The 14,058-nt window shown below is 42.5% G+C and carries 15 protein-coding genes and 2 riboswitches; of the genes, 6 read left to right on the top strand and 9 right to left on the bottom strand.

The genetic code is table 11. The annotated features are described in order from the left end of the window. Positions 1–25: 25 nt before the first annotated feature. From BK049_RS16035 to BK049_RS16025, 3 genes are all read right to left on the bottom strand, one after another. Positions 26–1,090, bottom strand: coding sequence for a M24 family metallopeptidase (locus tag BK049_RS16035; protein WP_174549256.1), 1,065 nt, complete (start codon positions 1,088–1,090; stop codon positions 26–28). Continuing rightward, positions 1,084–1,527, bottom strand: a complete 444-nt coding sequence (gene aroQ / locus BK049_RS16030; protein WP_008360272.1) for a type II 3-dehydroquinate dehydratase — start codon at positions 1,525–1,527, stop codon at positions 1,084–1,086. Before aroQ ends, BK049_RS16035 begins: the two co-directional genes overlap by 7 nt. A gap of 108 nt (positions 1,528–1,635) precedes the next feature. Then, complete coding sequence (locus BK049_RS16025) at positions 1,636–2,163, bottom strand: YqhR family membrane protein (RefSeq protein WP_071168942.1); 528 nt, start codon at positions 2,161–2,163, stop codon at positions 1,636–1,638. 221 nt (positions 2,164–2,384) lie between these two features. Here BK049_RS16025 and BK049_RS16020 point away from each other — a divergent pair, with 221 nt between their 5' ends. Both BK049_RS16020 and BK049_RS16015 read left to right on the top strand, forming a co-directional pair. Next, positions 2,385–3,341 (top strand): DUF1385 domain-containing protein, encoded by a 957-nt coding sequence (locus tag BK049_RS16020; RefSeq protein WP_008360268.1) that lies wholly within the window; start codon positions 2,385–2,387, stop codon positions 3,339–3,341. Between the two features lie 38 nt (positions 3,342–3,379). Beyond that, on the top strand, positions 3,380–3,775 hold the full coding sequence (locus tag BK049_RS16015) for an SA1362 family protein (protein WP_071168941.1): 396 nt from the start codon (positions 3,380–3,382) through the stop codon (positions 3,773–3,775). On the opposite strand, the gene BK049_RS16010 is transcribed toward BK049_RS16015, so the two are convergent. From BK049_RS16010 to BK049_RS16000, 3 genes are all read right to left on the bottom strand, one after another. Next, a complete protein-coding gene (locus BK049_RS16010; RefSeq protein WP_008360263.1) occupies positions 3,772–4,647 on the bottom strand; it encodes a patatin-like phospholipase family protein in 876 nt (291 codons plus the stop codon). The two genes, BK049_RS16015 and BK049_RS16010, sit on opposite strands and share 4 nt — an antisense overlap. 105 nt (positions 4,648–4,752) lie before the next feature. Continuing rightward, positions 4,753–5,187 (bottom strand): transcriptional regulator MntR, encoded by a 435-nt coding sequence (mntR, locus tag BK049_RS16005; RefSeq protein ID WP_003215946.1) that lies wholly within the window; start codon positions 5,185–5,187, stop codon positions 4,753–4,755. An 85-nt stretch (positions 5,188–5,272) separates the two neighbouring features. Next, a complete protein-coding gene (locus tag BK049_RS16000) occupies positions 5,273–6,109 on the bottom strand; it encodes a lipoate--protein ligase family protein (protein ID WP_071168940.1) in 837 nt (278 codons plus the stop codon). A gap of 220 nt (positions 6,110–6,329) precedes the next feature. On the opposite strand from BK049_RS16000, the gene BK049_RS15995 reads away from it, so the two are divergent. Then, positions 6,330–6,710 (top strand): rhodanese-like domain-containing protein, encoded by a 381-nt coding sequence (locus BK049_RS15995; RefSeq protein ID WP_071169246.1) that lies wholly within the window; start codon positions 6,330–6,332, stop codon positions 6,708–6,710. Between the two features lie 39 nt (positions 6,711–6,749). On the opposite strand, the gene gcvPB is transcribed toward BK049_RS15995, so the two are convergent. The 3 genes from gcvPB to gcvT are packed head-to-tail and all read right to left on the bottom strand — an operon-like array spanning position 6,750 to position 10,663. Continuing rightward, the gene (gene gcvPB, locus BK049_RS15990) at positions 6,750–8,210 is read right to left on the bottom strand and encodes an aminomethyl-transferring glycine dehydrogenase subunit GcvPB (RefSeq protein ID WP_008360257.1); all 1,461 of its coding nucleotides are present in this window, start codon (positions 8,208–8,210) and stop codon (positions 6,750–6,752) included. Next, positions 8,203–9,549: an aminomethyl-transferring glycine dehydrogenase subunit GcvPA gene (gene gcvPA / locus BK049_RS15985; RefSeq protein WP_071168939.1), complete on the bottom strand. Its 1,347-nt coding sequence runs from the start codon at positions 9,547–9,549 to the stop codon at positions 8,203–8,205. The genes gcvPB and gcvPA overlap by 8 nt, the downstream gene beginning before the upstream one ends. 16 nt (positions 9,550–9,565) lie before the next feature. After that, positions 9,566–10,663 (bottom strand): glycine cleavage system aminomethyltransferase GcvT, encoded by a 1,098-nt coding sequence (gcvT, locus tag BK049_RS15980; RefSeq protein ID WP_071168938.1) that lies wholly within the window; start codon positions 10,661–10,663, stop codon positions 9,566–9,568. 103 nt (positions 10,664–10,766) lie between these two features. Then, positions 10,767–10,862: riboswitch (glycine riboswitch) on the bottom strand. Between the two features lie 3 nt (positions 10,863–10,865). Continuing rightward, a riboswitch (glycine riboswitch) is annotated at positions 10,866–10,972 on the bottom strand. A 249-nt stretch (positions 10,973–11,221) separates the two neighbouring features. Here gcvT and BK049_RS15975 point away from each other — a divergent pair. The 3 genes from BK049_RS15975 (at position 11,222) to BK049_RS19105 (ending at position 14,053) form a co-directional block, all read left to right on the top strand. After that, positions 11,222–12,892 (top strand): DEAD/DEAH box helicase, encoded by a 1,671-nt coding sequence (locus BK049_RS15975; protein ID WP_071169245.1) that lies wholly within the window; start codon positions 11,222–11,224, stop codon positions 12,890–12,892. Positions 12,893–12,906: 14 nt separating this feature from the next. Further along, entirely contained in the window at positions 12,907–13,704 is a 798-nt protein-coding gene (locus BK049_RS15970) for a YqhG family protein (RefSeq protein WP_008360250.1), read from the top strand. A gap of 184 nt (positions 13,705–13,888) precedes the next feature. After that, positions 13,889–14,053 (top strand): anti-repressor SinI family protein, encoded by a 165-nt coding sequence (locus BK049_RS19105; protein WP_008360248.1) that lies wholly within the window; start codon positions 13,889–13,891, stop codon positions 14,051–14,053. The last annotated feature ends 5 nt before the right edge of the window (positions 14,054–14,058 follow it).

Genomic DNA, 14,058 nt, shown 5'->3' with positions numbered 1-14,058 from the left:
TTTGTCATCCTCCTACATTTCACCATCATAATATGATAAGTTCTTTCGGTGAGTGGGTCAATCGTTTATTGCCGTCAGCTGTCAGGACAATATCATCCTCAATTCTCACGCCGCCGACATCCGGTAAGTAAATTCCCGGCTCTACTGTCACAACCATTCCTTCTTCTAACACGACCTCTGAGCGTGAAGAAAGACCAGGCGCTTCATGTACTTCCATACCAAGCCCGTGTCCAGTCGAATGCCCGAAGTATTGACCGTAGCCATACTTTTCAATGATGTCTCGTGTGATGCGATCAGCTTCTTTTCCTGTTAAGCCTGGCTTGATTCTATCCACACCAGCGTTTTCTGCTTCTAATACGATATGATAAATTTCCTTTAGCTTGTCGCTTGGCGTTCCTACAGCGATTGTTCTTGTCATATCAGAACAATAGCCTTTATAGTAAGCACCGAAATCCAGTGTAACCAAATCACCGGATTCAATCACTTTTTCACTTGCTCTCCCATGCGGCAGGCTTGAACGAACGCCTGAAGCAACAATCATATCGAATGAAGATCCCTCAGCACCTTCTTTTCTCATGAAAAATTCAAGCTCGTTCATGACGTCAATTTCTGTCAGGCCCGGCTTGATGTAAGTGAGAATATGATCAAAGGCGTGATCTGCAATCTTCGCAGCTTCCTCTAATATCTTAATCTCTTCATTAGACTTAATCAAGCGCAACTTTTCAACTGATTCTGAGACAGGAACAAGCTCTATACCGCTTGCTTTGCCTGCGTACTGCTGATATGTGGCAAATGTCATATGGTTCTGTTCAAACCCAAGACGTTTGACCCCAAATGCCTTTGCCGTTTGGACAGCAGTTTCTACAATGTTTCCTTTATGTTCAATGATGTCATAGCCTTTTACTTGGTCCTTGGCTTGCTCTGTGTAGCGGAAGTCGGTAATAAAGGCTGCTCGATCTTTTGAAACGACGGCAAGACCAGCTGATCCAGTGAAGCTGGTCATGTATTGTAAATTAAAGCTGCTCGTAATCACTAGACCGTCAATTTCTAATTCGTTTAAAAGATTTCTTAGTTTTTCAAGTTTCATGATCCCGCTCCCCCATCACTGACCAAATAACGAATCGCCAATTTATACCCTTCTAGACCAAGTCCAACAATTTGACCTTGGCAGACTGGCGCAAGAACTGAGTGATGGCGGAATTCCTCTCTTTTATGAACATTTGTGATATGTACTTCGATGACAGGTAAAGAAATACTTGCAATGGCATCTCTTAGTGCATAGCTATAGTGGGTAAAAGCACCCGGGTTAAACACGACGCCATCGTACTGCTCCTCTGCTTCGTGGAGCGCATCAACCAAATCACCTTCATGATTCGATTGAAAAAATGTTAATTGGATATTTGCTCGTTCTGCGAATTGAAACAAATCCGTTTCTAAATCTGTCAGCGTTTTACTTCCGTAAACAGCAGGCTCTCTTTTGCCGAGCCTATTTAAATTGGGCCCATTCAGCACTAGAAAATGAGGCATTTAACCACTCCTTCACCCTAATTCAATCTATATCGATGTCTGTTTCTTTTTCCTTAGAAACCTTTCGTTTCCAAAAATATTTTATCATATGAATGAGTGATTTACACTTTATTCTGTCTTTTTCCCGAGTGCCCTCGCAAGCTTCTGGCTTGTTAATTCATTGTATTCAAATGAAATACTGTACCCTACAAACATGCCATATAAAATATATAGGCAAAATGTCGTTACAATGGTGCTTTGCTGTAAATCTTGTACTTGCTTGACATCTGGGAAAATAGGATTAAATACATAAAAAACAAGTACCCATAAAAGCCCGCCATACACCAGCCCCATCCAAAAGCCTTTGATCCGTTTTAACAGCCCGTAATAAATAAAGGCCGCGCCAATAGATAAAAGCCCTAAAAGCACAATACTAATCAATGTGCCAAGTCCTCCCTTTTTCCAATCACCAAGCACAAATGGCTGCAAAAGCATATTTGGACTCACCTCTGAAAAATGAAACATATGGGTCAGAAATCCGATAAATCCCCAAAAAAATCCGCCGACAAAGCCTGTAGCTGCTGCCCTTGCCACCATCGAAGACGTTTGTACAGACTGATTTTTTTCTTCTTGGTTTTTCTTTTCATCACGTTTCATATGAACACCTCCAGCAAGTAGTATGTCCAAAATGTCATGAAAAAAAAGGATTTCCATGCGTGAGTGTAAAATTTTTAAAACAGGGTATACTGGCTAAAAAGAGGTAGATAGAATTCTAGTAGATAATCGACCTGTGAGCTAGTGATTTCCCTTCATTTCCTGTACAATAAAGGTATAAAGAAATGCATGTAAATTACAGGAAACAGGCAGGTTGATGAAATATGTCCAATCAAACAAAATCTCCAGCATATGGAGGGCAGGCAGTTGTAGAAGGTGTCATGTTCGGAGGTAAAAAGAACTATGTGACAGCGATTCGGCGTAAGGACCAGTCCATCGAGTTTTTAAAGCTTCCCCGGACCTCCAATAAACGAACCGCCTTTCTCAAGAAAATCCCATTTGTTAGGGGTGTTGCTGCACTTGTTGAAGCAAGCGCAAACGGCAGTAAGCACTTAAATTTCTCCAGTGAGCGCTATGACTTAGATCCTTCTGAAGATCATACTCTTGAAAAAGAACAAAAAGGCTCGAAATTCTCAATGATCTTCGGCATTGCTGTGATCGGAGTTCTCTCTCTTCTCTTTAGTAAATTTGTCTTTACCCTAGTACCTGTCTTTTTAGCTGAGCTTGTGCGGCCTGTGTTCTCAGGAAACTTCGCACAAATCGCAGTTGAAACATTCTTTAAATTGATCCTGTTATTAGGCTATATTTACTTTATTTCCATGACCCCTTTAATTAAAAGGGTATTTCAATATCATGGAGCAGAACATAAAGTCATAAACTGCTATGAACAGAACCTTGACATCACAGTGGAAAATGTCCAAAGCCAATCCCGGCTTCATTATCGATGCGGCAGCAGCTTTATTTTATTCACTGTCATTGTTGGAATGTTCGTCTATTTACTTGTACCGACAGATCCTTTATGGGTGAGAATTCTGAACCGCTTGGCACTCATTCCGGTTGTTCTGGGCATTTCATTTGAAGTGCTTCAGCTTACGAACAAACTCCGTGAAGTGCCAGTGCTAAAAGTGCTTGGCTATCCTGGCCTTTGGCTGCAATTACTTACAACAAAAGAACCCTCTGACGACCAAGTCGAGGTAGCCATTGCAAGTTTTAATGAACTTCTTCGTTTAGAGGAAGCGTCTGAGAAACAAGCATCAGATTCTACTCATCAAGTGATCTAGCTTATAAATCCGGTAAATTCCTTCGGAGGTGGACAGTTATGAATCGCCGAGTACATCCTGCTTTTACCATTATTTTCGCTTTAGGTGTTTTGGGATTTATATATTTACTCACAACGAATCCTGGCAGACTCTTTACGATGCTGCTATCAGTTGTGATCATTGGAGCGGTTATGTTTTTCCTTTTTAGATGGCTGATGAATCGAAGAACTGGAACAGAAGGCAACCTATATCGTAAAGCAGTCAAACAATCAAAACGTCGCTACCAGCAGCCTAAACCAAAGACGAAAAGCCATATGAAAAATCGGGTCACTCATTTGCGAAGCGTGCCGACTGACCACAAGTCTAAGCCCGTCCTTCTCAAAAAGAAAAGCCAAACACATTTGACTGTGATTGAAGGCAAGAAAAACAAAAAGAAGAATCGCGCCTTATTTTAAAATGTCCAGCTCTTTAAAAATTGCTCGGCCTTCTGTCTACCTAGATCGACGAGCGCCCTTTTCTTTTCTGTCATGAGATGAAATTCAGTGGCAATGACGTGTTCTACCGGAATAAAAATAATATGACGTTCGTGTTTTGTGGCAATATGCCTTTCGTCATGAGCACCACGCATCGTTTCAAAAAGAGCGCCAAACAGTTCAAACGCATTGCGGATGGAATGTTGAGGGCGTTCTTTTTCGTTTGGTGTTAATGTGACACCGACAAATGGTCTTTTTTTCTCTTCCGCAAATAACCAAATTGGAAAATTGCTGAGCACTCCTCCATCTACAATGGTACAAATTCCTTTTGAAGACCTCAGTTTGACAGGTTCAAAAAAATACGGCAGGCTGCAGCTCATGCGAATGGCTCTTGCGACGGAAAAACGTTCTGGATTTAACCCATATGAAGGAAGGTCATCTGGCAGGACGAGAATTTTCCCATTCGTTAAATCAGAAGCGACGATTTTCAGTGAACCTTTTTTCAGATCGCCAAATACGGTGACGCCTTTTCGTTTTAAAATGTCTGCCAGCCATTTTTCTAGCCGGTCTCCTTTGTAAAGACCAAGACGCCAATAAATAGATACCCATCTGAGCATTTTAAACGGGATGAATTGACACCTACGGTCAAGCAATTGATGCTCATCCATTTCATCTAAAAGGTCCCGAATCTCCTGGCTTGTAAAACCTGCTGCGATGAGTGAAGCAATGATCGCTCCAGCACTTGTTCCAGCTAGACGGACAAATTGAAATCCCCTCGCTTCAAGTGCTTCATAGGCACCTGCAAGTGCTGCACCCTTAATGCCTCCACCCGAGAACACACCATCTATCTTCATCAAGGAGCCCCCTTTTCAATGTCACACTATTAATAGTGTAGGAGCATTTGCTTTCAATTAGAACTTTATTCAAAAAGGACACCCTCGGCATGGGTGTCCTTTTTCTTAAGATTCTTGATTGGTTTGTTCGTTTTTCTTTTGAATCGCTTTCAGCTGAACGGATCGCTCATCGTTTTCTTCAAAGAATTGAACGAGATCGCCAATGCGGTCAATACTGTTCCAGCTGAGATGATGTTCAATGCCTTCTACATCATCATAAATTTTCTCTTCATCTACACCAATGATTCTTAAAAATTGCTCTAGCAGTTCATGTCTGTATACGAGACGTTTTCCAATTTTTTTGCCTTTCGGGGTTAAAATTAGACCACGATATTTCTCATAAATGAGGTATTCATCTTTATCTAGCTTCTGAACCATTTTTGTTACAGAGGAGGGATGGACAGCGAGTGCTTCTGCGATATCAGATACTCTTGCATATCCTTTTTCTTCTATTAGCATATAAATTTGTTCAATGTAATCTTCCATACTAGGTGTAGTCATAAAACCCCTCCAAAATGCACCTTTACTTAATAATCATAACAATTCTACACCATCGCTCATTAAAAAACAAGAAGTGTCCTTCGTCTTAACGCTTGTAATTCCAATCATCTGAGGCATATTTCGTTTTGGCGAGATGGTGGACAAACGCTAATTCTTCATCTGTCAGCTCATAAGGCACAAGCTCGATATTTAATCCTTTTTCAAACCCTCGTTTAAACGCAACACGTGCATCGTCTATCGTACATGTTCGGTCTGAGATTTCATTAATCGCCACCGCCTTGTTTTTAAAGCTGCGCTGCATCCGCTCTCTTACCCGGTCGTTTGGATAAAGGAACAAATCAAACAATTTGTCCTCATCAAGGTCAATTAAAATCGAGCCATGCTGGAGGATCACACCTTTTTGCCTCGTTTGAGCGCTGCCTGCTACTTTTCTGCCTTCTACGACAAGCTCGTACCAAGAAGGCGCATCAAAGCAGACAGACGACCTTGGATTCTTTAAGCTTTCTTTTTCTTTTTCTGTACGAGGAATGGCAAAATACGCATCGAGTCCCAGTTCCTTAAAGCCCTCTAAAATACCTTCTGAAATGACGCGGTATGCCTCTGTCACCGTCGCTGGCATCTCTGGATGCTCTTCTGACACAATCACGCTGTAGGTCAGCTCCTGATCATGAAGAACCCCTCTGCCGCCTGTTGGTCTGCGGACAAATCCAAGACCATAGCGCTTGACCGCTTCCATGTTGATTTCTTTTTCAACATGCTGAAAATACCCAACAGATAGTGTCGCCGGATTCCAGCCATAAAAACGGATCACTGGCGGGATGAGATTCTCACTATGCCAATAAAGCAAGGCTTCGTCCATTGCCATGTTAAAGGCAGGGTCTTGGTTTCCTGTATCAATGAAACACCATTTCTCTTTTTGCATATAAAAATCCCTTCTCTTTTACGTAGTCAATGTTAGATCATGGTGGCAGCCACCGGTTTTCTCTCTTCATCAGTCTATCAAATAGGGAAGGAATTGAAAATAATTCTGACCATTTATGATGACAAGTTTCTTTTGCTTTACTATAATAGTATTTGTCTAAAACGTACCATCAGACAGGCTACTGTGCTGATGCTCAAGAAGGAGTCGAGTCGTATTGCCAATATTCAACTATATCGTCCTCTCACTTTGTGGACTTTTCGTTCTTTATTCCATCGGCAGTTTCATTTATCAGCAGCGTATTATGAAAACGCTGACGGAAGAAGAATTTATTAAAGGGTACCGCAAAGCCCAGCTCATTGATGTGAGAGAGCCAAATGAGTTTGAAGGCGGACATATTTTAGGCGCAAGAAACATCCCCCTTTCACAACTAAAGCAGCGAAAAAATGAAATACGCCCTGACAAGCCTGTTTATCTCTATTGCCAAAACAACTTGAGAAGCGGGAAGGCAGCTCAAACTTTACGTAAAAATGGCTGTCGTGAGATTTATAATTTAAAGGGCGGCTTTAAAAAATGGGGCGGCCGCATTAAAACAAAGAATTAATAAAAATGACTCTGGGAGCTATTGCCCCCTAGAGTCTTTTTATTTTCTTTCAAAAACAAGAACTGGATTCCGTGCAGCCTTTGTTTCATCCATTCGTTTGACAACTGTCGTATGTGGTGCTTCCTGTACGACTTCTGGGTTCTCTTCTGCTTCTTTTGCAATTTGAATCATCGCTTCAATGAATGCATCAAGGGTCTCTTTTGATTCCGTTTCAGTTGGTTCGATCATGATACATTCTTCTACATTGAGCGGGAAGTAGATCGTTGGCGGATGATAGCCAAAATCAAGTAATCGTTTGGCCATATCAAGCGTCCGGACACCTAGTTTTTTCTGACGTTTACCTGAAAGAACAAATTCATGCTTACAGTGGCGGTCAAATGGCAAATCGTAATGGGCACTTAAGCGGCGCATCATATAGTTGGCATTTAACACCGCATGATCTGTTACAGCCTTTAAGCCGTCAGGACCCATAGAACGGATATACGCATACGCCCTGACATTGATGCCAAAGTTGCCATAGAACGGTTTGACACGTCCAATGGATTCTGGGCGATCATCATCAAAATAATAACGACCTTCCTTCTTCACAAGTACTGGCTTAGGCAAATATGGAATCAAATCCTTTTTCACACCGACTGGACCAGAACCAGGACCTCCGCCTCCGTGTGGACCTGTAAAGGTTTTATGCAGATTTAAGTGAACGACATCAAATCCCATATCCCCCGGTCTTGCTTTGCTTAAAACGGCATTTAAGTTCGCTCCATCATAATAAAGCTTACCTCCAGCTCCGTGAACAATCTCAGCCATCTCTAAAATATTTTCTTCAAAAAGGCCGAGTGTATTTGGATTTGTGAGCATGAGAGCAGCGGTTTCTTCATTGACAACACGCCGCAGATCCTCTAAATCGACAAGACCATTTTCATCAGATGCGACGGTGATCGTTTCAAATCCAGCGACTGTCGCAGATGCCGGATTCGTTCCATGGGCAGAATCAGGCACGATCACTTTTGTTCGTTTATGATCTCCTCTTGCTTCATGATACGCACGAATCATCATGAGCCCCGTCCATTCACCGTGTGCTCCTGCCGCAGGCTGTAAAGTCACGGCGTCCATTCCTGTGATTTCTTCTAAATGGCCACCTAAATCATAAAGTAACTCTAATGCGCCTTGCACTGTGTCTGCCTCTTGAAGCGGATGCACTTGCGAGAAGCCTGCAAGACGTGCGACCTTTTCGTTAATTTTCGGATTATATTTCATCGTACAAGAGCCTAGAGGATAAAAGCCAGAATCGACCCCATGATTACGCCTAGATAATGCTGTGTAGTGACGCATAATATCTAGCTCGGAAACTTCAGGCAGCTCCGCATCTTCATGGCGGATATACGTTTCATCAAATAAAGCTGGGAGCTTTTCTTCAGGTACATCTAAATCAGGCAGGCTATAACCAATTCTTCCTTCTTTGGATAATTCAAAAATAAGCGGCTGATCTTGTTTATTCATGGCGATCCCCCAATTCCTTGATGAACGTATCAATTTCTTCTTTTGTTCTTAGCTCTGTTACGGCTACAAGCATATGATGCTGAAGGTTTGGATAGGCTAGCCCTAGATCATATCCGCCAATGATTCCTTTTTCAAGCAATCGTTTATTAGCTTCCTTCACAGGCTCATCAAGCTTGATCACGAACTCATTAAAATGGGCCCCTTCTATTTCAGCCTGTAATCCATGCTTTTCCGCCTGCGTTTTAGCATAATGAGCTTTTTGTACATTTTGATAGGCGATTTCTTTTATGCCTGTTTTTCCAAGTGCCGTCATTGCAACAGAAGCGGCTAACGCGTTTAACGCCTGATTGGAACATATATTAGAAGTCGCTTTATCTCTTCGAATGTGCTGCTCGCGCGCTTGTAGGGTCAGTACAAATCCACGCACACCGTTCTCGTCTTCTGTTTGTCCGACTAAACGCCCCGGCACTTTCCGCATTAGTTTTTTCGTCACAGCGAAATATCCGCAATGAGGTCCGCCAAATGCAGCTGGAATGCCAAACGGCTGTGCATCACCAACGACAATATCTGCTCCAAGCTTTCCTGGAGGTGTCAGTAAACCAAGTGCAAGCGGGTTACTTGAAACAATAAACAGACTTTTCCCTTGATGTGCAATCGGTTCAATCTCTTTTAACGGTTCAACGACACCGAAGAAGTTTGGATATTGTACAAGAACCGCTGCTGTTTCGTCGCAGACAGCTTCTTCTAATGCAGCAATATCCGTCTGTCCTTTACGTGCAGGTACTTCGACGACTTCAATATGCTGTCCTTTTGCATATGTTTTCAGCACCGCTCGTGATTCAGGATGAACTGTCTCAGAGACCACAACCTTTTTCTTCTTTGTATGTCCTGCAGCCAGCATCGCCGCTTCAGCTAATGCGGTTCCGCCATCATACATTGAGGAATTTGCAAGATCCATACCGGTCAGCTCCGCAATCATCGTTTGAAATTCAAAGATCGCCTGCAATTCACCTTGCGAAATCTCAGGCTGATACGGTGTATATGCTGTATAAAATTCAGAACGTGAAATCACATGATCTACAATCACAGGCTGGTAATGATCATACACACCAGCACCTAAAAACGATGCATAGGCAAGAGTATCTTTATTTTTGGCAGCGAGACGAGACAATTCCCGCACGAGCTCTGTTTCAGATGCGGCTTCTTTGATGTTATATGTGCCTTTGAATCTTACTTTCTCTGGGATATCTGAGAAAAGCTCATCAATTGACTGAACGCCAATGACATCCAGCATTTCTTTTTGATCTTGCTCTGTTTGCGGCAAATACCTGTGCTTCATCCTCTATTCCTCCTCGTTATTTGGCTCTTTTATAAAATGGTGTGGCGACGATTTTGGCTTTTAGACGTTTTTTGCGAACTTGCACTTCCACCTCTGTCCCAAGCTGGGCTTGAGCGGTTTCGATCAAGGCAAGCCCGACATTTTTCTTTAACGTTGGAGATTGTGTGCCCGTTGTGACGATTCCAATCTGCTTCTCTCCTGAAAAGACCGGATAGTTTGTCCGCGGAATTCCTTTATCCATCATTTCAATGCCGACAAGCTTTCGTTTCGTTCCCTCTTCTTTTTGTTTTTTGAGCGCGGCTTTTCCAATAAAATCGGCTTCTTTATCCGTTTTAACAGCAAAACCAATCCCGCCTTCTAAAGGAGAAATATCCTTGGTCAGCTCTTGGCCATAAAGCGGAAGTCTTGCTTCAAATCTCAAGGTATCACGTGCACCGAGACCGCATGGAATGAGCCCTTTAGGCTCACCCGCTTCTAATAAAGCCGACCAAATATGGACAGCATCCTCTGACTGGCAGTAGATTTCAAAGCCGTCTTCTCCTGTATAGCCGGTTCTTGAAACAAGCACCTCTTTTTGAGCGACCTCCGTTTTTGATAAAAATGTAAACGGCTTGAGTAATGTCACCTCTTTACCTGCCACATCCTTCATGATGTCAGCAGCAAGAGGTCCTTGAAGGGCTAACAAGGCGGTTTGATCAGAGATGTTCTTGATTGTAACGTCATCCTCCCCTTGATGCTGAAGCAGCCAATCCACATCTTTTTCGATATTTGATGCATTGATGACAAGCAAATAGTTGTTCTTTTCTTTTTGGTAGACAAGCAGGTCATCCACCGTTCCGCCATCTTCATAGCACATGGCTGTATATAGTGCCTTACCATCTGTCAGCTTCGACAGATCATTGGTTAATAACCTTTGTAAAAAAGGAAGGGCATCTTGACCTTTGACTTCCACCTCACCCATGTGAGACACATCAAAAAGCCCTGCTTTTGTTCGAACAGCTTCATGTTCTTCTTTAATGGAAGAAAATTGGACAGGTAATTCCCAGCCCCCGAAATCAATCGTTTTTGCGCCAAATGTTTCGTACGCATGAAAAAGCGGTGTTCGTTTCAACATCAATCATTTCCCCCTTTTTTCTTACAGTGCAGACCACAAGCTGAATTTTCAGAAAAAATCACAGCAAAAAAGGACAGAGCGCTCCCTTTTATCAAAAAGAAGTCTCTGTCCTTGCACCTGAAAGTTTACAGCACAACATCATTGTGCGTTTTCCCCTTTGGTGGTTTGCTAAAAACCGATGAGCAAACACTCTCCAGAGTTGCGTCCGGTAAGAGTACTTTTGCCTGAGAGATTCACTGATTCAATCAGCTTGCTCCTTCGGCGCCTGCCAGTGCAAAATAACCGCTAGGTCTCTCCCCATACCATCATCCGCTCATATTCTTCACATTTATTGGACATACTATCAAAATGGGTGACTTATTCTCTAGTTCACTTACCAACATCCTACCATTAGAAATGGATCGAGAGCAACAGAAAAATCATTAACATTTTTAAAATAAACATTTAGTATCGTTCGCTTTTATTAAAATATATCATCTTTTAAACACCTATTAAAAAATGAAGCGTTTAAAAACAGAACGATTTTACATCAACCGACTAGAAAGGCAGGCGATGACATTGAATATTCAAACGATTTTTGATGAGGAATGGGCAAATGAATTTCAGCAGCGGCTTTCAGCAGACGGCCCCTGGGCGAACTGGAATATGTACCGTTTAGCAGCGCAGGTTCAACAAGTCACAGCCATCGATTCATTCGAGGGGCTGCTGGCTCCCGCACACCTGCCTGCATTTACTCCTTTAAAACACCAGCTTGAAGTCGCTAAAAGAGTCGTAGAAGAGATGAACGGGAAAGCCATTTTAGCAGATGAAGTGGGCCTTGGGAAAACCGTAGAAGCTGGACTCATTATCAAAGAATACATGATTCGCGGACTTGCCAAAAAGATTCTCATTCTCGTACCCGCCTCCCTTGTGTCCCAATGGGTGCAAGAGCTGCGGACGAAATTTTACATTGATGCTGTCGAGCAAAAAAAGAGCTATGTGTGGGAGCAGTGTGATGTTGTCGTTTCCTCGATTGATACTGCCAAAAGACAGCCACATCGAGACACCATTTTATCCATCGCCTACGATATGGTCATTATTGATGAAGCACACAAACTGAAAAACAATAAAACGAAAAACTATGAGTTTGTGAGAAATTTGAATAAGAAGTTCTGCCTGCTGCTCACAGCGACACCTATCCAAAACCGAATAGGAGAAATTTTCAATCTCGTCTCCCTTTTGAAACCAGGGCATCTAGGAAATGAACATCAGTTCAAAGATCTCTTTGCTAAAAAGGAACTTCAGCTTGAAGACCATGACCGGCTAAAACAATTAGTCAATAAAGTGATGATTCGTAACCGCAGGCAAGACACTGGCATCGAATGGTCAAAACGTCATGTGAAGACCATTTCCATTGATTTTTCGCCGACAGAACAATCCTTATATGATGAAATCTGTCAGCTGAAAAACAATCCATCTTATACGAAGCACATGTTTTCCATTATGACCTTGGAACGAGAATGCTGTTCAAGCCGAGAAGCGGTCTATATGACCATCAAAAAAATGCAAGAAGAGGAAAAACACATTCTAGGCGCTTCTGCAATTGGGCAAATCATGGAGAAAATCAATCAAGTCGAACAAAATTCAAAGGCGCTGGAAGTCGTTAAGCTCATTCAACAATTAAATGAGAAAGTCATTATCTTCACTGAATATCGTGCGACACAAATTTATTTACAATGGTTTCTCCAACAAAACGGGATCAGCTCAGTTCCCTTTCGAGGCGGTTTTAAACGAAGCAAAAAAGACTGGATGAAGGATTTATTTAGAGAACGGGCGCAAGTGTTAATTGCGACAGAAGCAGGCGGCGAGGGGATCAACCTTCAGTTTTGCAACCAGATCATCAACTACGACCTTCCGTGGAACCCAATGCGGCTAGAACAACGAATTGGACGTATTCACCGCCTCGGTCAAGAGCGGGATGTCCACATTTACAATATGGCCACAAACGGAACAGTCGAGGAACATATTTTAAAGCTGTTATATGAAAAAATTCAGCTGTTTGAAAACGTGATTGGTGATCTAGATGATATTTTAACCCGGATTGATATCAAAGAAGCCGAAACAGAATTGCATCATATCCTCTTTCAGCACGAATCTGACAGAGACATGAAAAAGAAGTTAACCCAATTTGCTTCCTATTTGACAGAAGCACAAACACCGCTTTTAGAAAAAAGACAGCAGGGTTCATAAAGGAGAGTTGACCAATGGAGCAGCGTGACATTCACACATTTCTTCTCCGCTTCTTTCAGGCAAATCAATGCGACATACTAGAGGAAAGTGCAGGGCACATGACAGTACAACTGACAATCGAAATGGATAAATTGATTATGAACCGCCCTTTTTACTGGCACTGGCTCGAAAAAACGGGCGGTGTACCTGAGCCGCGGCAATTGACCTTGATTACCGATCAAAAAAAAGCGGGTGACACGGTCGAGGGCGAATTCGTCCACTTCGGCTCCCCTCGCTTATTCCAAATTTTCGAGGCTGTGAAACAGCAAGGCCGTTTTATCCGGCTCTACGAAAAAGTCAGACCGCTCACAAACAACCAGATCGCTCTAGAGCCATGGCTTGGCCTCAATGTGAAAATATCCTATCTGGCAGACCGTAAGAAAGATAAGCTGCTGTCCCTTGGGCTTCATCTGATACGCGGGGAAGTCATCGAACAATTTCAAGATCAGCTGGAAGCCCGTGAGCTGTCGTCTCAAATTCCTGACTATTGCTTTACAATGAGTACGATGATTAAGCCAGAGAGCGGCGTCAAACGGCTCTACAGCCTGATGGAGCGTTATGCCCACGAAGAGCCGGACGATTGGGCAGTAAGAGCTGTTCAAAAGTGGAAGGAAGACTCGGAACTTTTAAACCAATTTTATGAAGGGACTTCTGACACATCTGTAGAATATGAAATAGAAAGACAAGCACTTAAAACTTTATACGAACCAAAAATCAGTCTTACGATTGAAAATGGAGGACTTTTTTACTTACAGCAAAAAAGGGGAGGCTGACTGAGCGAGTCTCCTTCCCTTTCATATGACATACAATTTTCGATCAATCAAAAGCAACGTTTGTCTATTTGTATTGGGCGGAAACATGACGCAAGCAATCTATGAGGTCTTATCACCTGTGTCTTTCCATTTCATGCGTTAAGTGCCTGAAATACACGATTCAGTATTTTAGGAGGGTATTTGTATGGAAAAGAAAACGAAGTTATTAGACAATGAATGGGTTCAATTATTACGCGAAGCTCGCAAAGTGGGACTAACAGTTGACGAAGTCCGTCATTTTCTCAAATCAAGCGAAAAGTCCTCTGAGTCTCCCCCTATGGTAAGAAGTCATTCTATCAAACCTTTCTGAATGTG

The organism is Bacillus xiamenensis (assembly GCF_001857925.1).
GTDB lineage: Bacteria > Bacillota > Bacilli > Bacillales > Bacillaceae > Bacillus > Bacillus xiamenensis.
The sequence above is the reverse complement of the archived record's forward strand: the minus strand, read 5'-3'. Positions and strand labels throughout refer to the sequence as shown.